This is a genomic window from Streptomyces sp. NPDC111656 (assembly GCF_055656965.1).
Genome location: NZ_JBVKCA010000005.1, coordinates 230,787 through 256,290, shown reverse-complemented (window position 1 = coordinate 256,290; position 25,504 = coordinate 230,787). Strand labels below are relative to the sequence as shown.

Annotated in this window: 24 protein-coding genes; 13 read left to right on the top strand and 11 right to left on the bottom strand. The window is 70.9% G+C overall.

Annotation, left to right across the window (positions count from 1 at the left end; all coding sequences use genetic code 11):
• Window positions 1-41 precede the first annotated feature (41 nt).
• Window positions 42-1,454 carry a MocR-like pyridoxine biosynthesis transcription factor PdxR gene (gene pdxR / locus ACZ7M3_RS17405; RefSeq protein ID WP_472064188.1) on the bottom strand — a complete coding sequence of 471 codons (1,413 nt, stop codon included), beginning with the start codon at window positions 1,452-1,454 and terminating at the stop codon, window positions 42-44.
• Window positions 1,455-1,501: 47 nt separating this feature from the next.
• Here pdxR and ACZ7M3_RS17400 point away from each other — a divergent pair, with 47 nt between their 5' ends.
• On the top strand, window positions 1,502-1,984 hold the full coding sequence (locus ACZ7M3_RS17400; protein ID WP_434097739.1) for a carboxymuconolactone decarboxylase family protein: 483 nt from the start codon (window positions 1,502-1,504) through the stop codon (window positions 1,982-1,984).
• Between the two features lie 51 nt (window positions 1,985-2,035).
• On the opposite strand, the gene ACZ7M3_RS17395 is transcribed toward ACZ7M3_RS17400, so the two are convergent.
• The 3 genes from ACZ7M3_RS17395 to ACZ7M3_RS17385 all read right to left on the bottom strand — a co-directional run bounded on the left by ACZ7M3_RS17395 (window position 2,036) and on the right by ACZ7M3_RS17385 (window position 5,119).
• Window positions 2,036-3,523, bottom strand: a complete 1,488-nt coding sequence (locus ACZ7M3_RS17395) for a glutamate synthase subunit beta (protein ID WP_388393198.1) — start codon at window positions 3,521-3,523, stop codon at window positions 2,036-2,038.
• 156 nt (window positions 3,524-3,679) lie between these two features.
• Entirely contained in the window at window positions 3,680-4,159 is a 480-nt protein-coding gene (locus tag ACZ7M3_RS17390) for an anthrone oxygenase family protein (protein ID WP_472064186.1), read from the bottom strand.
• Window positions 4,160-4,411: 252 nt separating this feature from the next.
• Entirely contained in the window at window positions 4,412-5,119 is a 708-nt protein-coding gene (locus tag ACZ7M3_RS17385; protein ID WP_472064184.1) for a DUF2293 domain-containing protein, read from the bottom strand.
• Between the two features lie 309 nt (window positions 5,120-5,428).
• Between ACZ7M3_RS17385 and ACZ7M3_RS17380 the strand changes: the two genes are divergently transcribed.
• Together ACZ7M3_RS17380 and ACZ7M3_RS17375 are read left to right on the top strand one after the other, a co-directional pair.
• On the top strand, window positions 5,429-6,061 hold the full coding sequence (locus tag ACZ7M3_RS17380; protein ID WP_472064182.1) for a nucleoside/nucleotide kinase family protein: 633 nt from the start codon (window positions 5,429-5,431) through the stop codon (window positions 6,059-6,061).
• Between the two features lie 128 nt (window positions 6,062-6,189).
• Complete coding sequence (locus ACZ7M3_RS17375) at window positions 6,190-6,618, top strand: CBS domain-containing protein (protein WP_388117034.1); 429 nt, start codon at window positions 6,190-6,192, stop codon at window positions 6,616-6,618.
• Window positions 6,619-6,703: 85 nt separating this feature from the next.
• Here ACZ7M3_RS17375 and corA read toward each other — a convergent pair whose 3' ends face one another.
• Window positions 6,704-7,831: a magnesium/cobalt transporter CorA gene (gene corA / locus ACZ7M3_RS17370; protein WP_472064180.1), complete on the bottom strand. Its 1,128-nt coding sequence runs from the start codon at window positions 7,829-7,831 to the stop codon at window positions 6,704-6,706.
• Between the two features lie 259 nt (window positions 7,832-8,090).
• Here corA and ACZ7M3_RS17365 point away from each other — a divergent pair, with 259 nt between their 5' ends.
• Complete coding sequence (locus tag ACZ7M3_RS17365; protein ID WP_472064178.1) at window positions 8,091-8,882, top strand: class I SAM-dependent methyltransferase; 792 nt, start codon at window positions 8,091-8,093, stop codon at window positions 8,880-8,882.
• Between the two features lie 5 nt (window positions 8,883-8,887).
• Here ACZ7M3_RS17365 and ACZ7M3_RS17360 read toward each other — a convergent pair whose 3' ends face one another.
• Window positions 8,888-9,805 carry a carbohydrate kinase family protein gene (locus ACZ7M3_RS17360; RefSeq protein WP_472064572.1) on the bottom strand — a complete coding sequence of 306 codons (918 nt, stop codon included), beginning with the start codon at window positions 9,803-9,805 and terminating at the stop codon, window positions 8,888-8,890.
• Window positions 9,806-9,876: 71 nt separating this feature from the next.
• Window positions 9,877-10,782: a pseudouridine-5'-phosphate glycosidase gene (locus ACZ7M3_RS17355; protein WP_472064176.1), complete on the bottom strand. Its 906-nt coding sequence runs from the start codon at window positions 10,780-10,782 to the stop codon at window positions 9,877-9,879.
• A gap of 97 nt (window positions 10,783-10,879) precedes the next feature.
• Between ACZ7M3_RS17355 and ACZ7M3_RS17350 the strand changes: the two genes are divergently transcribed.
• Both ACZ7M3_RS17350 and ACZ7M3_RS17345 read left to right on the top strand, forming a co-directional pair.
• Window positions 10,880-11,308 (top strand): VOC family protein, encoded by a 429-nt coding sequence (locus ACZ7M3_RS17350; RefSeq protein WP_472064174.1) that lies wholly within the window; start codon window positions 10,880-10,882, stop codon window positions 11,306-11,308.
• Window positions 11,309-11,371: 63 nt separating this feature from the next.
• The gene (locus tag ACZ7M3_RS17345) at window positions 11,372-11,734 is read left to right on the top strand and encodes a cupin domain-containing protein (RefSeq protein ID WP_472064172.1); all 363 of its coding nucleotides are present in this window, start codon (window positions 11,372-11,374) and stop codon (window positions 11,732-11,734) included.
• 24 nt (window positions 11,735-11,758) lie between these two features.
• On the opposite strand, the gene ACZ7M3_RS17340 is transcribed toward ACZ7M3_RS17345, so the two are convergent.
• The 3 genes from ACZ7M3_RS17340 to ACZ7M3_RS17330 all read right to left on the bottom strand — a co-directional run bounded on the left by ACZ7M3_RS17340 (window position 11,759) and on the right by ACZ7M3_RS17330 (window position 14,790).
• Complete coding sequence (locus ACZ7M3_RS17340) at window positions 11,759-13,033, bottom strand: MFS transporter (protein ID WP_121418538.1); 1,275 nt, start codon at window positions 13,031-13,033, stop codon at window positions 11,759-11,761.
• Between the two features lie 234 nt (window positions 13,034-13,267).
• Window positions 13,268-13,822 carry a methylated-DNA--[protein]-cysteine S-methyltransferase gene (locus tag ACZ7M3_RS17335; protein WP_054235945.1) on the bottom strand — a complete coding sequence of 185 codons (555 nt, stop codon included), beginning with the start codon at window positions 13,820-13,822 and terminating at the stop codon, window positions 13,268-13,270.
• Window positions 13,823-13,914: 92 nt separating this feature from the next.
• Window positions 13,915-14,790: a glycerophosphodiester phosphodiesterase gene (locus ACZ7M3_RS17330; RefSeq protein ID WP_351303106.1), complete on the bottom strand. Its 876-nt coding sequence runs from the start codon at window positions 14,788-14,790 to the stop codon at window positions 13,915-13,917.
• Between the two features lie 279 nt (window positions 14,791-15,069).
• On the opposite strand from ACZ7M3_RS17330, the gene ACZ7M3_RS17325 reads away from it, so the two are divergent.
• The 6 genes from ACZ7M3_RS17325 (at window position 15,070) to ACZ7M3_RS17300 (ending at window position 23,438) form a co-directional block, all read left to right on the top strand.
• Window positions 15,070-15,936 (top strand): MHYT domain-containing protein, encoded by an 867-nt coding sequence (locus tag ACZ7M3_RS17325; protein ID WP_472064171.1) that lies wholly within the window; start codon window positions 15,070-15,072, stop codon window positions 15,934-15,936.
• Between the two features lie 40 nt (window positions 15,937-15,976).
• Entirely contained in the window at window positions 15,977-18,106 is a 2,130-nt protein-coding gene (gene uvrB / locus ACZ7M3_RS17320; protein WP_388117020.1) for an excinuclease ABC subunit UvrB, read from the top strand.
• A 160-nt stretch (window positions 18,107-18,266) separates the two neighbouring features.
• Window positions 18,267-18,845, top strand: a complete 579-nt coding sequence (locus tag ACZ7M3_RS17315) for a TerD family protein (protein ID WP_067364093.1) — start codon at window positions 18,267-18,269, stop codon at window positions 18,843-18,845.
• A 45-nt stretch (window positions 18,846-18,890) separates the two neighbouring features.
• On the top strand, window positions 18,891-20,909 hold the full coding sequence (locus ACZ7M3_RS17310; RefSeq protein WP_472064169.1) for a TerD family protein: 2,019 nt from the start codon (window positions 18,891-18,893) through the stop codon (window positions 20,907-20,909).
• A gap of 285 nt (window positions 20,910-21,194) precedes the next feature.
• Window positions 21,195-22,211 (top strand): TerC family protein, encoded by a 1,017-nt coding sequence (locus ACZ7M3_RS17305; RefSeq protein WP_472064168.1) that lies wholly within the window; start codon window positions 21,195-21,197, stop codon window positions 22,209-22,211.
• Window positions 22,212-22,337: 126 nt separating this feature from the next.
• Window positions 22,338-23,438 carry a calcium:cation antiporter gene (locus ACZ7M3_RS17300; protein WP_472064166.1) on the top strand — a complete coding sequence of 367 codons (1,101 nt, stop codon included), beginning with the start codon at window positions 22,338-22,340 and terminating at the stop codon, window positions 23,436-23,438.
• A 47-nt stretch (window positions 23,439-23,485) separates the two neighbouring features.
• Here ACZ7M3_RS17300 and ACZ7M3_RS17295 read toward each other — a convergent pair whose 3' ends face one another.
• Window positions 23,486-24,787, bottom strand: a complete 1,302-nt coding sequence (locus tag ACZ7M3_RS17295) for an MFS transporter (RefSeq protein ID WP_351303087.1) — start codon at window positions 24,785-24,787, stop codon at window positions 23,486-23,488.
• A 243-nt stretch (window positions 24,788-25,030) separates the two neighbouring features.
• On the opposite strand from ACZ7M3_RS17295, the gene aroQ reads away from it, so the two are divergent.
• Window positions 25,031-25,504: a type II 3-dehydroquinate dehydratase gene (gene aroQ, locus ACZ7M3_RS17290; RefSeq protein WP_054235938.1), complete on the top strand. Its 474-nt coding sequence runs from the start codon at window positions 25,031-25,033 to the stop codon at window positions 25,502-25,504.

Sequence of the window (25,504 nt, the reverse complement as noted above, 5' to 3'; positions counted from 1 at the left end):
GAAACATCGCTTTACCTGGCGGGGCGTCGGCCAAGAGGTGTTCAAGGACCCGGCGGCAGCGCCCCGCACAACGCCTCCAACGCCGCCCCGTACGCATGGTCCGAGGGCGTCGCGTAACCCACCACCAGCCCGTCCGGCGCGGACATCGCCGCCTCCGGATGCCGGAATTCGGCGAGCCCGTCGAGCGCGACACCCTGCCAGGTCGCGGCCTTGACGGCAGACCGCTCGGTCCCGGGCGGCAGCCGCAGCACCGCGTGCAGCCCGGCCGCGATCCCCGTCACCTCGATGTGCGGCGCCCGCTCCGCGAGGGCCGCGACGAGCCGGTCACGCCGCCCGCGGTACCGCTGCCGCATCCGGCGGACATGACGGTCGTACGACCCGGAGGCGAGGAAGTCCGCGAGCGTCAGCTGCTCCAGGACGCTCGCCCACGCCTCCCGTTCGCCCTTGACGGCGAGCACGGCGTCGACGTACCGGCGCGGAAGGACCATCCAGCCGAGCCGCAGCGCGGGCGACAGACTCTTGCTCACCGAGCCGATGTGGACGACCCGTTCGGGGTCCAGTCCCTGCACGGCGCCGACGGGCTTGCGGTCGTAGCGGAACTCGCCGTCGTAGTCGTCCTCCAGAATCACACCGCCACGCGCGCGTGCCCAGTCGACGACGGCGGTCCGCCGCTCCGGGTGCAGCGGGCCACCGGTCGGGAACTGGTGCGCGGGCGTGAGCAGGACCGCTCGCTCCCGGCCCAACTCGCCCACCTGGGCGCCGTCCTCGTCCAGTGGCAGTGGCACGGTCCGAACCGACGCAGCGGCCAGCAGCTCGCGGTGGAAGCCGAGTCCGTACGACTCGACCGCCAGCGGCCCGCGCAACACGCCCGGGAAGAGCAGCCGCAGGGCGTGCGCGAAGCCCGAGCAGATCACGATCCGCCCCGGCTCGGTGCGCACGCCACGCGCGCGTGCCAGGTACTCGGCGAGAGCCTCGCGCAGTTCCGGACGGCCCGCGGGATCGCCGGGCCCGAAGGCCGCGTTGGGCGCCTGCTGGAGCGCCCGCCGGTACGAGGCGAGCCAGGCGGCACGCGGGAACGACGAGGCGTCAGGGGTCCCCTGCCGTAGATCGTGTCGGGGTCCACGCGCGCGTGGTGGTGCCTTTTTCGGTACGCGCTCCGGGGCCCCCAGCGGTTCGGCGCGCTCGGCGACGCGGGTGCCCGACCCCTGCCGGGCGGTCAGCCAGCCCTCGGCGACGAGTTCGGCGTACGCGTCGGCGACCGTGTTGCGGGCCACGCCCAGGTCGGCGGCGAGCGAGCGGTACGGCGGCAGCCGGGTGCCCGGGGCGAGCCGGCCCTCGCGTACGGCCTCGCGCAGCGCCCGGATCAGCGCGGCCCGCCGTCCGCCCGGCCCGGACAGCTCCAGATGCAGGTCGGCGCCGATCCGCTCCGCAGAATTGACCCATGATTCCGCCATGGAAATGCACCCTACAGCCGGTCTTTCCAGTCCGTAGATTCATGGTCATGACGACGAACACGCACACGACGAACACCGTTTCCGCTCGCCTCGACTTCGCGAAGTCCGCCCCGAAGGTCTTCCGCTCCCTCGTCGGTTTCGACGCGGCGGCCCGCGACGGGCTCGACCCGGCCCTCGTCGAACTGATCCAGATCCGCGCCTCGCACCTCAACCACTGCGCGTACTGCCTCCACATGCACACCAACGACGCCCGCAAGGCCGGCGAGAGCGAGGACCGTCTGCACATGGTCCCGGTGTGGCGCGAGGCCCGGCACTTCTTCACCGAGAGGGAGCGCGCGGCCCTCGCCCTCACGGAGGCGGTCACACGCGTCGCCGACGCGGGCGTGCCCGACGACGTCTACGCGGAGGCAGCCGCCCACTTCGACGACCAGGAACTGGCCCACGTCCTGGCCCTCATCCTCACGATCAACACCTGGAACCGGGTCGCGCTGGCCACGGCGAAGGTGGCGGGCACGGACGAACGCCGCTGACCCGCACGGCACCGCACGCCCGGGGGGGCTCCCGCACCGACCGGCGGAGCCCTACGCGGTCATGGGGCGGTCGTACGGTCCGATCGGCGCCGGCAGCTGCGAGGTCCCGGCCAGCGCGCGGTCCACGGCGGCCGCCACCGCCCGCCCCTCGGCGATGGCCCACACGATGAGCGACTGCCCGCGGGCCGCGTCCCCGGCGACGTACACCTTGGGGACGTTGGTCGCGAAGTCGGTGTCGCGGGTGATCGTGCCGCGCGCGTCGAGGACCAGGCCGAGCTGGTCGATCAGCCCGTCGTGCCGGTCGGGCCCCGAGAAGCCGAGAGCGAGCAGCACGAGGTCGGCGGGGAGGGTCCGCCCGGAGCCCGGGACCGGGCGGCGCCGCTCGTCGACCTCGACCAGGTGCAGGGAGCGCACATGCCCGTCCGCGTCCCCGGTGAAGTGGAGCGTGGACGCCGCGAAGAGGCGCGCGTCCGCGTCCGCGGCGGGCGCCGTCTCCAGGTCGCGGGCCTCCTCGTGCGCGGCCGAGAGCCGGTAGATCTTCGGGTACGTCGGCCACGGCTCGACGTCCTCGTCGCGCTCGGCCTCCGGCTGCGGATAGATGTCGAGCTGGGTCACGGACGCGGCGCCCTCCCGCACGGCGGTCCCCAGACAGTCGGCGCCCGTGTCACCGCCGCCGACGATGACGACGTGCTTCCCGGCCGCGGACAAGGGTGAGACCTCCAGATCCCCCTCGCACACCCGGTCGGCCAACGGCAGATACTCCATCGCCTGATGGATGCCGGCCAACTCTCGCCCAGGAACGTCCAGTTCGCGCCAGGCCGTGGCACCCACCGCGAGCACGACGGCGTCGTAGCGCGCCCTCAGCTCGGCCGCCCCGAGGTCCCGGCCGATCGCCGTGGAGGTCCGGAACTTCGTGCCCTCCGCCCGCATCTGCTCCAGCCGCCGGTCCAGATGCCGCTTCTCCATCTTGAACGCGGGGATCCCGTACCGCAGCAACCCACCGATCCGGTCGGCCCGCTCGTACACGGCGACGGTGTGCCCGGCCCGGGTCAGCTGCTGCGCCGCGGCGAGCCCGGCGGGCCCCGACCCGATCACCGCGACCGTACGGCCCGAGAGCCGGTCCGGTGGACGCGGTTGCGTGAAACCGTCCGCCCAGGCGCGGTCGGCGATGGCGACCTCGACGTTCTTGATGGTCACCGCGGGCTGGTTGATCGCGAGAACACAGCCCGCCTCGCAGGGCGCGGGGCACAGCCGGCCGGTGAACTCGGGAAAGTTGTTCGTCGCGTGCAACCGGTCGCTCGCCGCCCGCCAGTCCTCGCGCGAGACTAGGTCGTTCCACTCGGGAATCAGATTGCCCAGCGGGCAGGCGTCGTGGCAGAACGGGATGCCGCAGTCCATACAGCGGTCGGCCTGCCTGCTGATGATCGGCAGCAGCGCACCGGGGACGTACACCTCGTTCCAGTCCCGCACCCGTTCCTCGACGGGCCGACGGGGATACTCCTCGCGCGGAGTGGTCATGAATCCCTTGGGATCGGCCATGGCCGTCTCCCTCACGTACGCGTACCGGTACGGGGCCGCGCGACCATCGAACGCCTTCGGCCCACGGCCCTGGGCGGCACTCCTTTCCCGCCACGATACGTCGCCTCCGAGTACCGTGCCGCTCAGCTGAGGGGCCGGTCGCGGGCGGCGCCGGCCTCAGGTGAGGGCCAGCGTGTACGAGACCGCCGCGGCGGCCGACGCGACCGCGCGAACGTGGTTCCACATCGTCCACTCGCGCACATACGAACGCCAGTACACGGCGGCCTCCGGCGTACCCGGGGCCAGCTTCAGCAGCGCGTCGTTGCGCGGGACGTTCGCGACGACCGTCACCCCGAACGTCCCGAACAGATACAGCGCGCTGCCCAGCAACAGCTCCACCGTCCCCTCGTCGGGCAGCAGCACGAAGGTGACCACGGCGAGCACGGCACACAGCCCCGCCGACCCGACGAACACGAGCATGAACGCCGGGCGCACCGCCGCCACGTTGATCGCGTTCATCGCCGCCACGCCCTGCGCGGGCGGCAACTTGGCGAGCCCCCGCATCACGAACGTCGAGAACCCGCAGAACACCCCGGCCACCAGCCCGCAGCCGAGCACCCCCAGCACGGTCAGCACGAAATACGGTCCATCGATCATGACAACCCCCGCGTAGCTCCCCGAGGCCGAAGCCGAGGCCGAAGCCGAAGCCGAAGCCGAAGCCGAAGTCCAAGATCCTGAGATTCTGAGATCCTGCACGGCCCCTACCGTCACCACAAGTGAAATCCCTTACTGCCAGAGTGACCATGGCCGAGGGGCGCGGAGGCATGCGCGAGCGTCCAGCACCGGGTGGCACGTCTTCGCCGGGTGGCGCGCCTTCGCGGGCGGCACGCCGTCGCCGGGTACACGCCGTCACGCGCGCGACGCGAGCTCGTCCTGCCACCCCTCCAGCCACTCCTCAAGCCGCGCCTCCACCGTGGCCGCGATCCGCCGACGCGCCTCGTGCCGCGGCACGCCACTCATCAGCAACTGGTCGTACGGAGTGTCCGTGTGCCGTACGGCGGCACGGACCGCAGCCGTCACGGCGGCCTCGGACAGCGCACGGCCCGCGGCACTGCGCCCCACCCGCCCGCTCCCGCGCACCGAGGCGTGCGCGGCGATCGCGTGCGCCCGGCCGGCAGGGCAGCCGGGAAACAGCCCGCGTATCTCCCGCGCGAACGCCTCCGTGAACCGCAGATCCTCCGCCTCCCGCCGCCGCGCGTCCCGTGCCCGGCGCCGCCGTCGCGCCTCCGCGTCCGCCAGGCACCGCTCCTCGGCCCGGGCGAGCGCAGCCTCCTCGACGAGGACGCCCTGCCGCTCGTACCGGCTCCGCCGCCGGTTGAAGCGCACCACCACCGCCGACAGCGCGCTGCCCTCCCGCGACCGGCGCGTCAGCGCGGTGTCGCCCCGCGGCAGGAACACCAGGTGTCCCAGGTCCGCGCAGTCCAGACAGCGTGACTCCCCCTCCTCCAGCACAAGCAGCGCCAACGGCCCGCTCTTGCACTCGACACAGCGGCGCTTCTTGAGCGGCTGGATGACGAGAAGTCCGCCACGGGGCGGGGGAGTTGCGATCGGTGCCATACGTCGTTCATTCCCCTGGCCGGGGCGGCTCCCTACGCGATGTGGCCCCCTTCTCGATACCGCCCCTATTCGACCCCCGCGCCCTCCTCGATCCCCGCCTTGTTCTCGGCCCCCGCCCCTTGGCCGACGCGGCCGCCTCCGGCCCGTGGCCCTCTTTCTCGACACGGCTCCTCCCGCCCGCCTTGACGCATCCCTCCTCGGTCGCGGTCCACGCCCGGAGCCGAGCGCAACCTCCGGCCGCCCTCGCTTTCCGCCCTCGCCGCCCGCCGCGCCCACGAGAGCGACGCGTGATCGCGGCATCATGGGCCTGTGCGACTCGAAGCGATCACCTGGGAACGGCTCGGCGACCTCCTCGCCGAGCGCCTGCTCGACCTGAAACCGGACGACGGCGGTCCGTGGCCGCGGATCGCCTTCGACGGAGCCCCCGCCGCCCATCCCGGTGACCTCGCCCACCGCGTCAGTGAGGCGCTGCGCATCCGCGGCCGGTCCTCGCTCGTCGTCGGCACGGAGGGCTTCCTGCGCCCCGCGTCACTCCGGCTCGAATACGGTCACGAGGACGCCGAGGCGTACTACAACGGCTGGGTCGACACCGGCGCCCTGTGGCGCGAGGTCTTCGGGCCGCTCGACCCCGGCGGCGACGGCCGCGTCCTGCCCGACCTCTGGGACCCGGCCACCGACCGCGCCACCCGCAGCCCCTATGTCCAGCTCCCGCCCGGCGGGGTGCTGTTGCTCCACGGCCCCTTCCTGCTTCGGCACTGGTTCCCCTTCGACCTGGGCGTGCACGTCCTCCTTTCCCCGGGCGCCCTTCGCCGCCGCACCCCGGAACCCGAGCACTGGACCCTGCCCGCCTTCGAGCGCTACGAGACGGAAGTGGCCCCGGGCGCCACGGCCGACGTCCTGGTCCGCGCCGACGATCCACGCCACCCCGCCTGGAACGGCTGAGCGGCGGCCACGAGAGCCCATCCCGGACTTCCGGGTGCGCGTGCCTGGGGACACGGCGAGAATGTAGGGCGCCGGGACTAGCGGTGTGTTCCGCGCCGCGCCGGCCGTCCGGCACCGGGAGGTACTTCATGACCACCGCCGGAGACATCATGCACCGTGGTGCCCAGTGGATCCCCGCTCACGAGACCCTGGACCGCGCAGCCCAGCTGATGCGTGAGCTCAACGTGGGCGCGCTGCCCATCAGTGACGAGAACGAACGGCTCTGCGGCATCCTCACCGACCGCGACATCGTCGTCGGTTGTGTGGCCATGGGCCACGACCCGGCCCAGGTCACCGCGGGCGAGATGGCCCAGGGCACCCCGCGCTGGATCGATTCGGGCGCCGATGTCGGCGAGGTGCTCCAGGAGATGAAGGGGCACCAGATCCGCCGACTTCCCGTGATCGAGAACAAACGACTCGTCGGCATGATCAGCGAGGCCGACCTGGCCCAGCATCTGACGGACGAACAGCTCGCCGCGTGGGTCGAGAGCGTCTACTCGAGGAGCGCGATGCGCTGACCGCGCGGACTCTCCCGACCGGGAGGGTCATGAGCGCGCACTCCCGCCCGGCCGGCCGTGCCGGGCGAGGAGCGGCTCACCACTCTCACAGCCAGCCGTTGCGCCGGAACCCCCGGTACAGGACGAGGCAGGCGAGGGTGATCACGCCGATGACTATGGGGTAGCCGAACCGCCAGTGCAGTTCCGGCATGTGGTCGAAGTTCATGCCGTAGAGCCCGCAGACCATCGTCGGCACGGCGATGACCGCCGCCCATGCCGTGATCTTCCGCATGTCCTCGTTCTGCGCCACCGTCACCTGCGCGAGGTGCGCCTGCAGGATCGAGTTGAGCAGTTCGTCGAAGGCGGCGATCTGCTCGGTGACCCGCAGCAGATGGTCGGACACGTCCCGGAAGTACGCCTGTATCTCCGGGGCGATCACCCGTATCGGCCGGGTGGCGAGCTCCTGGACGGGGCGGGCGAGTGGCACCACCGCCCGCTTCAGTTCCAGGAGTTCGCGCTTGAGCTGGTAGATGCGGCCCGCGTCCGCCCGCGCGCCGTTCTCGGCGAACACATCGGCCTCGACCTGGTCGATGTCCTCCTGGACCGAGTCCGTGACATGCACGTAGTCGTCGACCACGTGGTCCGCGATCGCGTGCAGCACCGCGGCCGGGCCCTTGGCGAGCTGACCGGCGTCCGCCTCCAGCTCCTCGCGCAGGGGCCCCAGCGATCCGTGCCGTCCGTGCCGCACGGTGATGACGAAGTCGGACCCGACGAAGACCATGATCTCGCCGGTGTTCACCACCTCGCTGGTCGCCGTCAGCTCCTTGTGCTCGACGTAGCAGACCGTTTTGAACACCGCGAAGAGTGTGTCGCCGTACCGCTCCAGCTTCGGCCGCTGATGGGCCTCCACCGCGTCCTCGACGGCCAGCGGGTGCAGGTCGAAGAGATCGGCTATGCCGGCGAACTCCTGGTCCGTGGGCTCGTGCAGTCCGAGCCAGACGAAACCCTCGTCGCTCTTGCGGATCCGCTCCACGGTCTCGACGAGATCGCGTCCCCCCGGGACCCTGGCGCCGTCCTGATACGCCACGCAGTTCACCACCGCCGTGCCCAGCGGGGACCGGGCGTGGTGACTCAGGTCGACACGGGTGCGCCGCCGGGCCAGCCGCGCCACCTTACGGAGCCCACCGACCTTGCCGAGGCTCGTGACCTTCCGCAGATTCCCTGCCATGGACATCCGGAACTCCTTGCGTGGATCTCCCCGCGCCGCACTTCGCGCCCTGGCGTGCAAGTCTGCCAGTCCCCTTCGCTCGCCGGGAAAGCCTGTGGGAACGGAATGTTCCGCTTCGTTTCGGTGGTGCCGGGCGACATCGGACCGGACCGGCAGGGTTGCTGTCCGAGCGTCAGAGGCGTGCGGTGCCCGCGGTCACGCACGGATGGGGAGAACGGGAGCGTCGGCGATTCCGGACAAGCGGGTCAACTGGGATGATCGCTGTATGACGCAAACCGACGGCTATCTCCTCGACAACCGGCAGACCGAGGCGGGGCAGCGCTTCGACGCCTTCGCCACTCTCTTCGACCCCACCACCTTCCGACACATCGAGCGCTTCGGCATCGGGTCCGGCTGGCGCTGCTGGGAGGTCGGCGCGGGTGGCACGTCCGTGGTGTCCTGGCTCGCCAAGAAGGTCGGCCCGACCGGGCGGGTCGTCGCGACCGACATCGACACGTCGTGGGCGGCCTCCGCGGCCCGCCCGCCGATCGAGATCCAGGTGCACGACGTGGGCGCCGAGGAACCGCCGGGGGAGGGCTTCGACCTCGTGCACGCACGGCTCGTGCTGGTCCATGTGCCGGACCGGGAGCGGGCGTTGCGGTCGATGGTCAAGGCGCTGCGGCCCGGCGGGCGGCTCCTCGTCGAGGACGCCGACCCCGCGCTGCAACCGCTGCTCTGCCCCGATGAGCACGGCCCCGAGCAACAGCTCGCGAACCGGCTGAGGCACGGCTTCCGCAAGCTGCTCGCCGAGCGCGGCGCCGACCTCTCCTACGGCCGCAAACTCCCTCGCCTGCTGCGCGAAGCGGGACTGCGCGAGGTGGAGGCCGACGCGTACTTCCCCGTCACCTCGACCGCCTGCGCCGGCCTCGAGTCCGCGACGGTCCGTCAGATCCGCGGCCAGCTCGTCGCCGCGGGAATCGCCACCAACGAGGACATCGACCGTCACCTGGCCAACGTGGCCTCCGGATCGATGGACCTGGCGACCGCGCCGATGATCTCGGCCTGGGGACGCAAGTAGCGCCACTACCGGACCCGCGCCCCGTCGGGCCTGCCCCCGACCCGCTCCACCGCCATCGCCCCCGCCCTGCACCCTTCCACCGCCGCCGCCTCGGGCTCGGCGCCCGCGAGAAGGGCGGCGAGGAACGCCCCGGTGAACGCGTCGCCGGCGCCCGTCGTGTCGCGAGGGTCCGCGGGCACCGCAGGGACGTGGGCCCGTACGGCGCCCGAGCGGGCCACCAAGGCCCCGTCGGGGCCCTGCTTCGCGACGACCAGCGGGACGTGGCGGCTCAACTTGGCCGCCGCGTCCGCCGGATCGGGCAGTCCCGTCAGCAGGAACGCCTCGTCGCGACTGGGCAGCAGCAGGTCGACGCCCTCGGCGAGCGCGAGGAAACGGTCCGCGCCCAGTTCCGTGAGGAACCCCGCCGACGCGGGGTCCAGGCTGACCGGTACCCCACGCGCGCGTGCCGACTCCAGAGCCACCGACACCAGCGCCCGGCTCGGCTCGGAGAAGAACAGATAGCCCGACAGATGCAGCCGCGCGACACCGTCGAGCAGCGCGGGCGACCAATCGTCGGGGTCGAGCCGCAGGGAGGCCCCGCTGTCGGTGAGGAACGTCCGCTCGGCCGAGGCGCCCTGGTCCACCAGGCAGATCACCGTCCCCGTCGGCGCCTGCGGATCGACGACGAGGAGCGGGCGTACGCCGCAGGCCACCAACTCGCGCTCGTGCCAAGCGGCGGCATCCGCCCCCACCCGACCCAGCAGCCGCACCTCGGCGCAGCCCCAATGCGCGGCCCAGCACGCGACATTGGCGCCGGCCCCGCCCGGTAGGGTCCCGATCGCGGCGGCCGTGTCGGTGCCCGCCGCGAGCGGCCCATGGTGCCGGGCGACGATGTCCGTGACCACGTCACCGACGACGAGCAGCGCCCCCGTCGCCGGGCCCACGTCCCGCCCGGCACCGTCTGGGTCCGCCCGGTCCGCGCCCCGGGCCGGTCCGCCGTCGCGATCCGTCCCGTTCACGCCCCGGCCCAGGCCGCCGCGATCCGTCCCGCGAGTCGTACGTTGCCGCGCACCGCCGCCAGATTGGCGCTCAGCGACGCGCCGTCGGTGTGCCGCACCAGATGGTCGAGCAGGAACGGCGTCACGGCCTGCCCGCTCACGCCCGCTGCCTCGCACGCCCGCAACGCCTCGGCGAGCACGCGCGCGTGGAGCGCGGGATCGAGCTGCTCCTCCTCGGGGACCGGGTTCGCCACGATGAGCGCCGATTCCGGGCCGTCCAGCGCTTCCTGGGCGCGCATGACGTCCGCCACCTGTCCGGGGGAGTCCAGCGTCCAGTCCACGGGATGTCCCGAGTCGGACAGATAGAAGCCGGGGAAGCGACCGGTGCCGTACCCGGCCACCGCGACGCCCAGTGTCTCCAGGCGCTGCAGCGTCGCCGGCACGTCCAGGATCGACTTGACGCCCGCGCACACCACCGTGATCCGGGTCCGCGCCAGCAGGCCCAGGTCCGCCGACTCGTCCTGCGTCACCGTCCATTCCCGGTGCACCCCGCCGAGGCCGCCCGTCGCGAACACGCGGACGCCCGCGAGAGCGGCCAGCAGCGCCGTCGCGGACACGGTCGTCGCGCCGCTCGCGCCCGCCGCCACCGCGAGCGGCAGATCGCGGTGCCCCAGCTTGCGGATCCCGTCCTCGTTGGCGACCCGCTCCAGCTGCTCCTTGTCCAGTCCGACATGGGGCCGCCCGTCCAGCACGGCGATCGTCGCCGGTACGGCGCCCTCCTGCCGTACGACGTCCTCCAGCTCCAGCGCGACCTGCAGATTGCGCGGACGGGGCAGTCCGTGCGCGATGATCGTCGACTCCAGGGCCACCACCGGCCGGCGCGCGTCGAGCGCCTCCCGCACCTCTTCGGACACCACGATCACGTGCCTGCCTCCTGTCTGTCGCCTTACCTCATCTCTGGCGGGCGGCGCGCCCGGTCAAACCCTTGCGACCTGCGGCGTACGGCACCAGCCTGGGGGCATGACGGACAACTCGGCACGTCTTGACCATGTCGTCCTGTGGGTGCGCGATCCGGTCGCCTCGGCCGACTTCTACGAGAAGACGGTCGGCCTGGAACCCGTGAGGGTCGCCGAATACGCGGAGGGGAAGGCGCCGTTTCCCTCCGTGCGCCTCAACGAAGAGACCATTCTCGACCTCATGGCCCGCCCCATGGCCGCGTACATGAACATGATCCCGGGCGCCGCGGACAGCGCGGGGCACCCGGTCAACCACGTATGCCTGTCCCTCCAGGAAGCCGATTTCGACGCGCTGCACACACGTCTGGAGGAACGGTCCGTCCCCCTCTCGGGCTTCTCGTACGACTCCTTCGGCGCCCGTGGCATGGCCAAGCGCAGCTTCTACTTCCAGGACCCGGACGGAAACGTGTTCGAGGCACGCCACTACGACTAGGTTCCGGGCCTTCGGACCACCCTCCGCGTGAGTCTTTCTCGCATGCCCTTAAGGTGACCGCTCATGACCGCGAACACACAGGCCACCCCGTCCTTCGCCGTACACATCCCCGACGCCGAGCTGGAACCGGAGCCCCTTGACCCGGCTCAGATCGTCTCCGGTGATCCGGTGGTGAGCGGCAAGGTGTTGTGGGAGTCGGCCGACGGCAAGCAACTGCGCGGCATCTGGCAGATCACGCCCGGCGTGGTGACGGACACCGAGGCCAACGAACTCTTCGTCGTCGTCAGTGGCCGCGCCACGATCGAGGTCGAGGGCGGTGACGTGATCGAGGTGGGCCCGGGCCACGCGGCCGTGCTGCGCGAGGGCGACCGTACGACGTGGACCGTGCACGAGACGCTCCGCAAGGCGTACCACATCAGCCTCTGACCAGCCTCTGAGGCACTTCGGCGCTCACCGGCGGCTTCGGCCTCGGCGCCGCGTGAACAGCGCCAGCCCGCCCAGCGGCACCAGCAGGCACGCGGCGAGGAGGTTCAGCCACCCATAGCTCGCCTGTGCGACGACGAGCCCGGCGGTCGCCCCACCGAGGCCGGCCGCCGTGTTCATGGTCAGGTCGGACACCCCCTGGGCGGCGGCCCGCGCGGCCTGGGGCACCGAGTCCGTCAGGAGCGCCGAGCCGGACACGAGCCCGGACGACCAGCCAAGGCCCAGGACGAAGAGCCCCGCGGCGATCTGTCCGTGGCTGCCGCCCGCCGTGCCCGCGAGGAGCGCCGCGCAGGCCAGCAGGCCCACGGCGAGCCCGATCCCCGAGAGCCGCCCTAGCCGGTCCGAGAGCCGCCCCATGAGGGGCGAGAACGCGTACATGCCCGCGATGTGGCCACTGATCACCAGCCCGATCAGATCGATGCTCGCCCCGTGGTGTCCGAGGTCGACGGGGGTCATCGACATGATCGAGACCATCGCGGTGTGCGAGACGGCCACTGTCACGAGCGCCAGCCTGGCCCGCGGCGAGGCGGCGACCGCGGCGAAGCCGGCGCGGATGGAACGCGCCTGGGCCGACTGCTCCTCGACGGGTGCCAGCGCCCGGGCGGTCAGCAGGGGATCGGGCCGCAGCAGTACGGCCACCAGCAGTGCGGACAGGAGGAAGACCCCGGCCGCCCAGAGGAACGGCCCCGCCGCCTCGGGTATCCCGAGCCCGGAGACGCTGCGTCCGGCGGGCGCGGCGATGTTGGGCCCCAGCACCGCTCCGATCGTGGTCGCCCACACCACGTTCGAGATGGCCCGGGCACGCCGCTGCGGCTCGGCCAGATCGGCGGCCGCGAACCGCGCCTGGAGGTTCGCCGACGAGGCCGCGCCGAAGCCCGCCATGCCGAGCAGCAGCAGCGGAAAACTCCCCACACACGCGGCGACCACGACGACGCCCGCTCCCGACGCCCCGATGAGGTAGGCCAGCACCAGGCCCGGGCGGCGTCCCCGCGCGGTCATCAGCGCGGCCAGCGGCACCGAGAGCACCGCCGTCCCGGTGACCGTCGCGGTGGGCGCGAGCCCGGAGAGCGACTCGGTGCCGCTGACCTGCTTGGCCAGCACGGTGGCGAGTGCGATGCCGGTGGCGACGCCTAGCCCGCCGAGGATCTGACCGGCGATGAGTACGGCGGTGATGCGGCGCCGCAACGCCGGTATCTCCGCGGCGTCCACGGGCACGGCGAGCTGCCGCTCGACGGAGGTCACGACGGACACTTGGACGCGCTGGAATCGGCTCGGGTCACCGGCGCAGTCTCCAGCCCGCGCCCCCACATGAACAAGGGTTGTCGCGAGCGATGAGCGCTGTCGGCTCCGCAGGCACGGGCGGTAACAGCAGCCCGCGCCGGGCACGGCAGACACCGTACACAGCCGCCAGCCGCCAGCCGCCAGCCGCCAGCCGCCAGCCGCCAGCCGCCAGCCGCCGGCCGCCGGCACCGCCCGTCAGAACAACGGCTCCGGCAGCACCCCTTCCAGCGCCAGCAGCTTCCGCTTGGTCTCCAGGCCGCCCCCGAACCCCCCGATGCCGCCGTCGCTCTCCACCACCCGGTGACACGGCACGACGACCGGCAGCGGGTTCGAGCCCATGGCCACGCCCACGGCCTGCGCCGCGCCCGGCTGGCCGACCCGGCGGGCCAGGTCGCCATAGCCCACGACCCCGCCGTACGGAACTCCCGCGGCCAGCTCGCGCAGCACCTGACGGTTGAACCCGGAGATCAGCGACCAGTCCAACGGCAGCTCGAAGTCCCGCCGTTCGCCCGCGAAGTACGCCGTGACCTGGCGTATCGACTCGGCCAGGAGCGGTGACCCGGGTGCCTCGACCGGCTGGGTGCCCAGACGCGCGGCGAGCCGCTCGAGCGCCTTGTCGCGCACCGCGTCCGTGGCGTGGAAGACCACGTTCACCAGGCCGTCCGGTGTCGCCGCCAGCAGCAGTGGACCGATGTCCGTGCCGACGACGGCCCACACCACCCGCTGTTCGTCCTGCCCATCGCTGTTCATGCGATCCACCGTACGATCCGCCACTGACAACGCCCGCGGCACGGACGCCGCCCGGCGTCCGCACCACGGGCGAGAGACCCGCCGAGAACCGATCAGGTCTGTTGCAGAGCGCTCCGGATCACGTCGGGCTTGTTCGTGATCACGCCGTCCACGCCGTAGCCCGCCAGGCGCCGTGCGGTGTTCGCGTCGTCGATGGTCCAGGTGAAGACCTCCATCGGCCGCCTGTGCGGTCCGACGAACGAGTGGACCGCGGAGACATAGCCGGCCGAGAGGGAGGCGTGGTCCGGGTTGATCAGATCGGCGAACCGCGCGTACTCGTGGAGGCGCGCGACCGACGGCTTGCCCAGGAACGCCGTCGTGATCCCGGGGCGCAGTTCATGGACCGTCCGCACGCTCTGCTCGCTGAAACTCTGGACGACCAGCCGGTTCCTGAGATGGTCCGGATCCAGCCAGCCTTCGTTGCTCAGGACCTTGAGGGTCTGCCGCTCGATACCCGGATAGAGCTCGGGGTTCTTGATCTCCAGCACGAGCTTCTGGTGGTTGTGCGAGACGCGGTTCATGTACTGCTTCAGCGTCGGCACACGGATGCCCGCGTACCGGGGACCGAACCAGCTCCCCGCGTCCAGGCGCGCGATCTCCGCCGCGGTGAAGTCCTTGACCTTCCAGGGAGCCCGGTGCGGATAGATCTTCTTGACGTCGGTCGTGCGCGCCAGGCTTGCGTCGTGGAGCACGACGAGCTCGCCGTCCTTGGTGCGCTGGACGTCGTTCTCGACCCAGCCGAAGCCCATCGCGGCCGCCTTGTCGATGGAGGCGAGGGTGTTCTCGGGCGCGTAGGCGGACGCTCCGCGGTGCGAGACGATCAACGGAGCTTTGCGCAGGGAGCCGGCCTGTGCGTGGGAGGTGGGCAGTATCAGCACGGTTCCCCCGATGAACGCGGCGGTCGTGGCGGCGGCAACGCGCGCGTGCATACGAACTCCTCACGTCGAGCGATCACAGACAGATCAAGAGTGACAGCAGAGAGTCAACGACAGAGGGGTACGGGATGGACACGGATTGAATGGAGTTGACCAAGTCCGCTCACTGGCATCACACAGGTGCGGCGAGGTCGTGATTCTTTGCCGGAAAATCGTTCGACCATTCAGGTGAGGGTCATACTCTCTGCCTCGACCCTGGCCGTTTTTTCGGTCCCGAGGGTGGGGGCATTTCCGGGAATTTCTGGCGTAAAAGGGCGGGAAGGGCAGCCGCGCATGCAGGGCACGGTCGACGGCTTCAGTTACGGACTCGTCACACCGCTGGTGGCGTACCTCATGGCCTGCCTGGGCGGAGCGCTCGGCCTGCGCTGCACCACCAGATCGATGCTCGTGGCCCACTCCTGGCGGGCCGGCTGGCTCGCGCTCGGCTCGGTGGCGATCGCCTCGGGCATATGGACCATGCATTTCGTAGCCATGATGGGGTTCACCGTGAAGGAGATCCCGGTCCACTACGACAGGCCGACGACCTTCGCGAGCCTGGGCGTGGCCATCGTGATGGTCGGCATCGGGATCTTCATCGTGGGTTACCGGGGCGCCACCGGAACGGCGCTCTTCACCGGGGGCACCATCACCGGTCTGGGAGTCGCCTCGATGCACTATCTGGGCATGGCCGGCATGCGCCTCAACGGGAACCTCGAGTACAACACCCTCACCGTCTCCGCCTCGGTGGTCATAGCCGTCGTCGCCGCCACCACCGCTCTGTGGGCGGCGGGGCAGGTCCGGGGATTCCTCTGGAGCGTGGGCGCCAGCCTTGTCATGGGGCTGGCCGTCAGCGGTATGCACTACACGGGCATGGCCGCCCTCAGCGTCCATCTCCACGGCACGTCCAACAGTCCCGGGGGCGACTCGGCCGCCGCACTGCTCGCGCCCATGATGATCGGCCCGCTGGTCTTCCTGTGTCTGGCGGGCGTCGTCGTGATGTTCGACCCGCTGATGGTCATGGGCAAGCCCGACTGGAGGTCCACGGATCACCGGCCCGGCGTCCCGGCCCACTCCACGGTCCAGTACGTGGGCCGCCGCCCCCTGCCGCGCGCCGGCCGGGAGCGCGGCCACCGCAGCTCACGCACCCCCCAGAACCGGTGATCCGGACCCGTTGTCAGTGCGGGGTCGTACGGTGGAACCCATGCGGCCCGTATCAAAGATCGAACGTTCGGTGGCGCCCTTCGAGGTCGTCAGCCCCTACCAGCCGAGCGGTGACCAGCCGGCGGCCATCGCCGACCTGGAAAAGCGCATCCGCGCGGGTGAGAAGGATGTCGTCCTGCTGGGCGCGACCGGCACCGGCAAGTCCGCCACCACCGCGTGGATGATCGAGAAGCTCCAGCGCCCCACGCTCGTCATGGCACCGAACAAGACGCTGGCCGCCCAGCTGGCCAACGAGTTCCGCGAGCTGCTGCCGAACAACGCGGTCGAGTACTTCGTCTCGTACTACGACTACTACCAGCCCGAGGCCTACGTCCCGCAGTCGGACACCTACATCGAGAAGGACTCCTCGATCAACGAGGAGGTCGAGCGCCTGCGCCACTCCGCGACCAACTCGCTGCTCACCCGCCGCGACGTCGTGGTGGTCGCCTCGGTCTCCTGCATCTACGGCCTCGGCACGCCGCAGGAGTACGTCGACCGGATGGTCAGCCTCAAGGTCGGCGACGAGATCGACCGCGACGACCTGCTGCGCCGCTTCGTCGACATCCAGTACACGCGCAACGACGTGGCGTTCGCCCGCGGCACCTTCCGGGTCCGCGGCGACACCATCGAGATCTTCCCGGTCTACGAGGAGCTCGCCGTCCGCATCGAGATGTTCGGCGACGAGATCGAGGCACTCTCCACGTTGCACCCGCTCACCGGCGAGGTCATCAGCGACGACAACCAGGTCTACGTCTTCCCGGCGTCCCACTACGTGGCCGGCCCCGAGCGCATGGAGCGCGCGGTCAACGACATCGAGAAGGAACTGGGGGAGCGCCTCGCCGAGCTGGAGAAGCAGGGCAAGCTCCTGGAGGCCCAGCGCCTGCGCATGCGTACGACGTACGACCTGGAGATGCTCCGCCAGATCGGCTCCTGCTCCGGCGTCGAGAACTACTCGATGCACTTCGACGGCCGCGAGCCCGGCTCCGCACCGAACACGCTGATCGACTACTTCCCGGACGACTTCCTGCTCGTCCTCGACGAGTCGCACGTCACGGTCCCGCAGATCGGTGCCATGTACGAGGGCGACGCCTCCCGCAAGCGCACCCTCGTGGACCACGGCTTCCGGCTGCCCTCCGCGCTGGACAACCGTCCCTTGAAATGGGAGGAGTTCCAGCAGCGCATCGGGCAGACCGTCTATCTGTCGGCGACCCCGGGGAAGTACGAACTCTCGCGCGGTGACGGCTTCGTCGAGCAGATCATCCGCCCCACCGGCCTCATCGACCCCGAGGTCGTCGTCAAGCCCACCGAGGGCCAGATCGACGACTTGGTGCACGAGATCCGTAAGCGCACCGAGAAGGACGAACGCGTCCTGGTCACCACGCTCACCAAGAAGATGGCCGAGGACCTCACCGACTACTTCCTGGAGCTCGGTATCCAGGTGCGCTATCTGCACAGCGACGTCGACACCCTGCGCCGTGTCGAGCTGCTGCGCGAGCTGCGCTCGGGCGAGTTCGACGTCCTGGTCGGCATCAACCTGCTGCGCGAGGGCCTCGACCTGCCCGAGGTCTCCCTGGTGTCGATCCTCGACGCCGACAAGGAGGGCTTCCTGCGCTCGGGCACCTCGCTGATCCAGACCATCGGCCGCGCGGCGCGCAATGTCTCCGGCCAGGTCCACATGTACGCCGACCGGATCACCCCGGCGATGGAGAAGGCCATCGACGAGACCAACCGCCGCCGGGAGAAGCAGGTCGCCTACAACGAGGAGAGGGGCATCGACCCGCAGCCCCTCCGCAAGAAGATCAACGACATCGTGGCCCAGATCGCCCGCGAGGACATCGACACGGAGCAGTTGCTCGGCTCCGGATACCGCAAGGGCAAGGACGGCAAGGGAGCCAAGGCCCCCGTGCCCTCGCTCGGCGGCAAGGCGGCCAAGTCCGCCAAGGGCAAGGCCAAGGAGACGGTGCCGACCGACCGCCCCGCGGCCGAACTCACCGAGCAGATCGAGGAGATGACGGAGCGGATGCGGGCCGCCGCGGCCGACCTCCAGTTCGAGATCGCGGCACGGCTGCGCGACGAGGTGTCGGAGATGAAGAAGGAGCTGCGCCAGATGAAGGAGGCGGGCCTCGCCTGAGGCCGCCGCCCACCGTGCCGGACCTCGGCGGATGCGCGCTGTGTTGCAACACCGACACAAAGCGCGCCCCAGGGTTCGGCACCGTCGTCGGCGCTGCGTAGGGTGCTGGACATCCGCGGACTCCGCGGCAACAGGGGACAGCTCGAGAGGGGAACAGCGCGTGACGGTCAACATGACCAAGGGTCAGGCCATCAGTCTGCAGAAGAACGACGGGGGCACCCTGACCGCGGTGCGCATGGGGCTCGGCTGGCAGGCGGCTCCCCGGCGCGGCCTGTTCGGCTCGCGCACCCGGGAGATCGACCTCGACGCGTCCGCCGTGCTGTTCGCGGACAAGCAGCCCGTCGACGTGGTGTTCTTCCGTCACCTCGTCAGCGACGACGGATCCGTGCGGCACACCGGTGACAACCTGGTCGGTGGCGTGGGCCAGGGCGGCGACGACGAGGCGATCCTCGTCGACCTCCAGCGCATCCCGGTCCACATCGACCAGATCATCTTCACCGTGAACTCCTTCACGGGCCAGACGTTCCAGGAAGTGCAGAACGCGTTCTGCCGTCTGGTCGACGAGACCAACGGCCAGGAGCTCGCCCGCTACACGCTCGCGGGCGGCGGCCAGTACACGGCGCAGATCATGGCGAAGGTGCACCGCGCGGGCCCTGGCTGGCAGATGACGGCCCTGGGCACACCGGCCAACGGCCGTACGTTCCAGGACCTGATGCCCGCGATCCTGCCGCACCTGTAGGCAGCGCGGCGCCCGGCACACGAAGCGACACGGGGGGACAAGGCGATGACGGCCGAGCTGGTCCGGGGGCAGAACCACCCGCTCTCCCAGGCCCGTCTTGAGGTCCGCGTATCGGCCGGTCGGCCGATCGTGGCCGGGGCCACGCTGAGCGACGAGCAGGGCAGGGTCCGGGGCGTCGAATGGGTGGCTCACCCGGGCGCGGCGACCCTGCCCGGACTCGAGGTCTCCAAGCAGGCGGCGGCCGACCACCGCCTCGCGTTCGACCTGGACGCCCTGCCGGGGACCGTGCACCGCGTCAGCGTGCTGCTCGCGCTGCCGACCGGTGTCGGTGGCCCTGTCCGGTTCGGGGCCGTCGCCGCCCCCTTCGTCGCCGTCACCGGCCTCGACGGCTCCGAGGTCGCCAGCTACACCATCACCGGCCTGGACACGGAGTCGGCCGTCGTCGCCCTGGAGCTCTACCGCAGACAGGACGTCTGGAAGGTACGCGCGGTCGGCCAGGGATACGCGGGCGGCCTCGCCGAACTCCTCACCGACCAGGGCCTGTCCGAGGCCCGGCAACTCGCGGGCAGCATCAACGAAGCGGTGGCCCAGGGACTGGCCCGCTCGGTGTCGGCACCCCCGCCGCGTACGGCGGACACGGACCGCTCACGACAGGCGGCCGCCTCGGCGCCGGGACCGGACCAGCCGTACGCGGCACCGCAGGGCGCCTCCGGGACCGTACCGCCGCAGTCCCCGTACGACGCGCCGGGTCCGCAGGGAGCCACGGTGCCGCAGACGGGCTACCCCGGAGGCCCCGCGCAGCCCGACCCCTCCGCCGTCACCCAGCCGTCCGCCCCCACGGGCGGCCCGGTCAACTACAGCCACCCCGGCAGACAGGCCGCCGCGCCGCCCCCGCCCGCGCCGACCGCACCACCGGCCGCGCCGGGGCAGCCCGCGCAGCCCGTCGCCGGTGACGCGACCGGCTGGTCCATGGAGGAGCGGCTCTACAACCAGGTGTGGGGCATGTTCGAGGACCTGGCGCGCACCACGGCCGCGTATCGCAGCGCCGTCGACTTCGCCGAATCGCGCCTGGAGCAGGAGCTCGACAAGGTCCTGTCCGACCCGCGCAGCCGGATCGGCGGGCAGGGCGACGCCGCGCGTGAGGCCGCCCAGGCCAAGCGCGCCGGCTTGGTCGACCAGGCCCGCGCCGCGCTCGACCGGGACCTCGCCCAGCTCGCGGCCGAGGCCGAGGTGGTCGAGCCCGCGCTGCCCGCGGCGTACGCATCCTGGGACAACCCGGTCTGGCACGGTTACCGGGTGCCCATGGAGATCCCCATGGCCCTGCGCCTCGGCGACCTCCGGCTGCCCGAGAGCGAGGACCTGAGCATCCCGATGCTGGTCCGGCTTCCGCTCGAACGCGGCCTGTGGATCGACAGCGGACGGGCCGGCCTCGACGACCCGCTCGCCGACTCCGACGAGCTGCGCCGACTCGCCATGGACACGGCGGTGGCGCACGCCGCCCGGCTGCTCGCCGTCTATCCCGCCGGGGAGTTCACGGTGCATGTGATCGACCCGGCCGGTTCGGGAGCCTCGTGTCTCGCGCCGCTGGTGCGTTCCGGAGTCCTCGACGCTCCGCCCGCCGCCGGGGCCGCGGGAGTGGGCGAGGTGCTGGCCCGGCTCACCCAGCGTGTCGACCTGGTGCAGATGGCGGTCCGTGGCGGTGTGGCCGACTCGCTGCCGCCAGACCTCGACACCGCTGAACAACTGCTGATCGTCAACGACTTCCCGCACGGCTTCGACGACCGCGCCGTGACGCAGTTGCGCTATCTCGCGGACGAGGGACCGGCCGTCGGCGTCCATCTGATGATGGTCGCGGACCGGGAGGACGCCGCCGCCTACGGGCCGCTGCTCGATCCTCTCTGGCGTTCGCTGTTGCGACTCACCCCGGTGCCCGACGACCATCTCGCCGACCCGTGGGTGGGACACGCCTGGACGTACGAACCCGCGCTCGTCCCGCCGGGCAGCCAGGTGCTCCAACAGGTGCTCTCCCAGGTGGCGGCGGCCCGCCGCTCATGGAACCGCTGACTCGCAGAGGACTTTGCCAAGCATCGGTAAAGCTCTCTGACCAGGGAGCTTGGTCTTTCTTTTACTAATCGCTTTACCTTTCCTTGGTGTTTCGGGTACTGTTTTCCACACGGAGGGGAGTACTCCCTACCAGTAGCGGCGTTCCCGTCAATACGGATCCGACCAGATCCCGGGGCGTCGGCCCGTGGACCGCGGACGCATCACGCGTCCCCTCGGTCGCAGGTGGAAGAGACCTCCGGCAGCGACGACGCTGGTATTTGCCGTTACGACTGCCGGAGGCGCGCAGTGGATGTTTCCGTGACCCTTTGGGTCCTCACGATCGTGGGCCTAGCCGCCCTCATCGCCGTCGACTTCTTCATCGGTCGCAAGCCGCACGACGTATCGATCAAGGAAGCCGGAATCTGGACGATCGTCTGGATCGCTCTGGCCGGACTGTTCGGCCTGGGACTGCTCGTCTTCTCCGGCGGCCAGCCCGCCGGCGAGTTCTTCGCCGGCTACATCACCGAGAAGTCGCTGAGCGTCGACAACCTCTTCGTCTTCGTCCTGATCATGGCGAAGTTCGCCGTGCCGACGCAGTATCAGCAGCGGGTACTTCTCGTCGGCGTCCTCATAGCGCTCGTCCTGCGCACGATCTTCATCGCCGCGGGCGCCGCGATCATCTCCAACTTCGCCTGGGTCTTCTACATATTCGGCGCGTTCCTCATCTACACGGCCTGGAAGCTGATCCAGGAGGCGCGGGCCGACGAGCCGGAGGAGGAGTTCGAGGAGAACAAGCTGCTCAAGGCCGCCGAGAAGCGCTTCGGTGTCGCCGACCGGTATCACGGCACGAAGCTGTGGATCCAGCAGAACGGCAAGCGCGTCATGACGCCGATGCTGGTCGTGATGCTCGCGATCGGCAGCACGGACGTACTCTTCGCGCTCGACTCGATCCCCGCGATCTTCGGCCTGACCCAGGACCCGTACATCGTCTTCACGGCCAACGCGTTCGCGCTGATGGGTCTGCGCCAGCTGTACTTCCTCATCGGCGGCCTGCTCAGGAAGCTGGTCCACCTCAGCTACGGCCTGTCCGTGATCCTCGGCTTCATCGGCGTCAAGCTGGTGCTGCACGCACTGCACGAGTCCGGCGTCCACGTTCCCGAGATCTCCATCCCGGTCTCGCTCGGGGTGATCTGCGTGGTCCTGGTCGTCACGACGATCACCAGCCTGGTCGCCTCCAAGAAGCAGGCGGCGCTGGAAGCGTCCGAAGGCGCTTCGGGGACCCCGGCGTCGGAGAAGTCCCCGACGAACAGCATCGACGTCTGATCACGTCGGAGGCGGCAACAGCCGCCTCGTGGCGGGGTGCGCGGTGCAGGGCCGCGCACCCCGCCAGGTGTTGGCTCGGGCGACCATCGGAATGCGGGGCCCGTCCGCGCCTGCGACGATCGCTGCATGATCGTTCGGCTCCGGTCAGTCCTGACGCAGTGGACGGCCGTCGTGCCCGTGGTCGGGGTGGTCCTGCTGGCCTTCACCTGGGGACGCGACCTGCCCGGCGCGATCGTCGCACTGGTGACCCTGGTCCTGGCCGGGGCGGTGCTGGCCGCGGTCCACCATGCCGAGGTGATCGCGCATCGGGTCGGCGAACCCTTCGGGTCCCTCGTCCTGGCCATCGCGGTCACGATCATCGAAGTGGCGCTCATCGTCACCCTGATGGCGGACGGCGGCCCGAAGAGCTCGACGCTCGCACGTGACACCGTGTTCGCGGCCGTGATGATCACGTGCAACGGCATCGTGGGACTGTGCCTGCTCGTCGCCTCCCTGCGTCACGGGCTCGCCGTCTTCAACGCGGAGGGCACCGGCGCCGCCCTGGCGACCGTCGCGACGCTGGCCACGCTCAGCCTGGTCTTTCCGACCTTCACCACCAGCAAGCCGGGCCCGGAGTTCTCCACGGCCCAGCTCACCTTCGCCGCGCTCGCCTCACTCGTCCTGTACGGCCTGTTCGTGACGACCCAGACCGTGCGGCACCGCGACTACTTCCTCCCGATCACCCGTCTGGGCGAGGTGATCGACGTGGACGAACACGCGGACGCCCCGTCCGCCCGTGCCGCCGGCATCAGCCTGGGCCTGCTCGCCCTGGCCCTCGTCGGAGTGGTCGGCCTCGCCAAGGGCGTGTCGCCCACCATCGAGTCCGGCGTCGAGGCGGCCGGTATGCCGCAGTCCGTGGTCGGTGTGATCATCGCGCTGCTCGTCCTGCTGCCGGAGACCATCGCCGCGGTCCGGTCGGCCCGCCGCGACCGGGTGCAGACCAGTCTGAACCTCGCCCTCGGCTCCGCGATGGCCAGCATCGGTCTGACGATTCCCGCGGTCGCCCTGGCGTCCGTCTGGCTCTCCGGGCCGCTCGTACTCGGCCTCAGTTCCACCCATATGGTGCTGCTCGCGCTCACGGTGGTCGTGAGCTCTCTGACGGTCGTCCCCGGACGCGCGACCCCGCTCCAGGGAGGCGTCCATCTGGTGGTGTTCGCGGCGTACTTGGAGCTGGCGGTCACTCCCTAGCCGACACCGAGCCGGTGGAGGCGACGCCGAGCCGGTGGAGCCGACGCTCACTCCGTGGCCGGTGCGACGGCCATCCGGGGCACCGGCCGGGTCTCCGGCAGCAGTGCGAAACACCCGAGGCTGAGCAGAGCGATCCCCGTCAGATACGCCGCCACGCCCCAGGGCACCCGCTCTCCCTCGGCCACCGCCGTCGCCACGATGGGCGTGAGCGCGCCGCCCAGGACCCCGCCCAGGTTGTAGCCCACCGCCGCCCCCGTGCAGCGCACCCGAGGCTCGTACAACTCCGGCAGATACGCGGAGATCACGGCGAACGTCGTGATGAACGCGAGCAGCGCCACCAGGAAGCCCAGGAACATCAACAGGGGTTCACCGGTCGACAGCAGCCCGATCATCGGGAACATCCACAATGCCGAGGCCGTACACCCCGCCAGACACAGCGGCCGCCGTCCGTAGCGGTCGCCGAGAAGGGCCACCACGGGCGTGAGGGAGCCCTGCACCACCACGGCCGCCATGATGCAGGACAGCATGACGGTACGGCTCACCCCGAGCCGCTCGACGCCGTACGCGAGCGCCCAGGTCGTCACCGCGTAGAACACGGCGTAGCCGACCGCGAGTCCACCGGCCGTCAGCAGGACGAGCCGCCAGTGGTCGCGCACCACCTCGGCGAGCGGCACACGCGCGTGGTCCTCCATTTCGAGGAAGCTGGGGCTCTCCGCGAGCGAACTGCGCAGCCACAGCCCCGCGGCGGCGAGCAGGCCCGCCGCCCAGAACGGCACCCGCCACCCCCATGCCGCGAACTGCGCGTCGGACAGCGTTGTCGACAGCATCAGCATCACGCCGTTGGCCAGCACGAACCCCACGGAGGGGCCGATCTGCGGAAAGCTCGACCACAGCGCGCGCCGCTCGGCCGGCGCGTGCTCCGCGGTCAGCAGCACCGCGCCGCCCCACTCCCCGCCGAGCCCGAGCCCCTGAAGGAAACGCAGCACCAGAAGGAGTACGGGAGCGGCCGTACCGATCGAGTCGTACGTCGGCACGCACCCGACCGCGACGGTCGCGGCGCCGGTCAGCAACAGCGAGGCGACGAGCACCGGCCGCCGTCCGCGCCGGTCCCCGATGTGCCCGAACAGCATCGAGCCGAGCGGGCGGGCGACGAACCCGACGCCGAACGTCGCGAAGGCCGCCAGCGTTCCCGCCAATGGTGAGAAGGTCGGGAAGAACAACGGTCCCAGGACCAGGGCGGCCGCGGTCCCGTAGACGAAGAAGTCGTAGAACTCGATGGCCGTTCCGGCGAGCGAGGCGGCCGCGAGCCGGAGCATGGAGGGCGCCCTTACGGTGTGTACGTCGTGCATGCCGCGTCAACTACCCACGGTGACGGACGGTTACGGGGGCGCGCGGGAGCATGGTGTGCGTCGGAGGCAGATCGCGATGCGCCGGAGCGGACCGATCTCGTACTGCTCGGAGCGGGCCTTCCCATGGAACGGTGGGTCTCATCGCGGATTGGACGGCCCGTCACCACCGCGCCGTGGCGTGATAGACCGGGTCCGAGCAGCGGTCCGCAATGGGCCGGCAGATCTGGAAGGACCGGAGGAACCGTGCCCCGCACCCTCGCCAACGCCCCGATCATGATCCTCAACGGGCCCAATCTGAACCTTCTCGGGCAGCGTCAGCCGGAGATCTACGGCTCGGACACGCTCGCGGACGTGGCGGCCCTGTGTGCCAAGGCGGCCGCCGCGCACGGCGGCACGGTGGACTTCCGTCAGTCCAACCACGAGGGCGAGCTGGTGGACTGGATCCACGAGGCGCGCCTGAACCACGCCGGGATCGTGATCAACCCGGCCGCGTACTCGCACACCTCCGTCGCGATCCTGGACGCGCTCAACGCCTGTGACGGCCTTCCGGTGGTGGAGGTCCACATCTCCAACATCCACCAGCGCGAGGCGTTCCGGCACCACTCGTACGTCTCGCAGCGGGCCGACGGGGTCATCGCGGGGTGCGGGGTGCAGGGGTACGCGTTCGCGGTGGAGCGGGTGGCGGCGCTGGCGGGGACGGGGCAGGCGCAAGCCTGA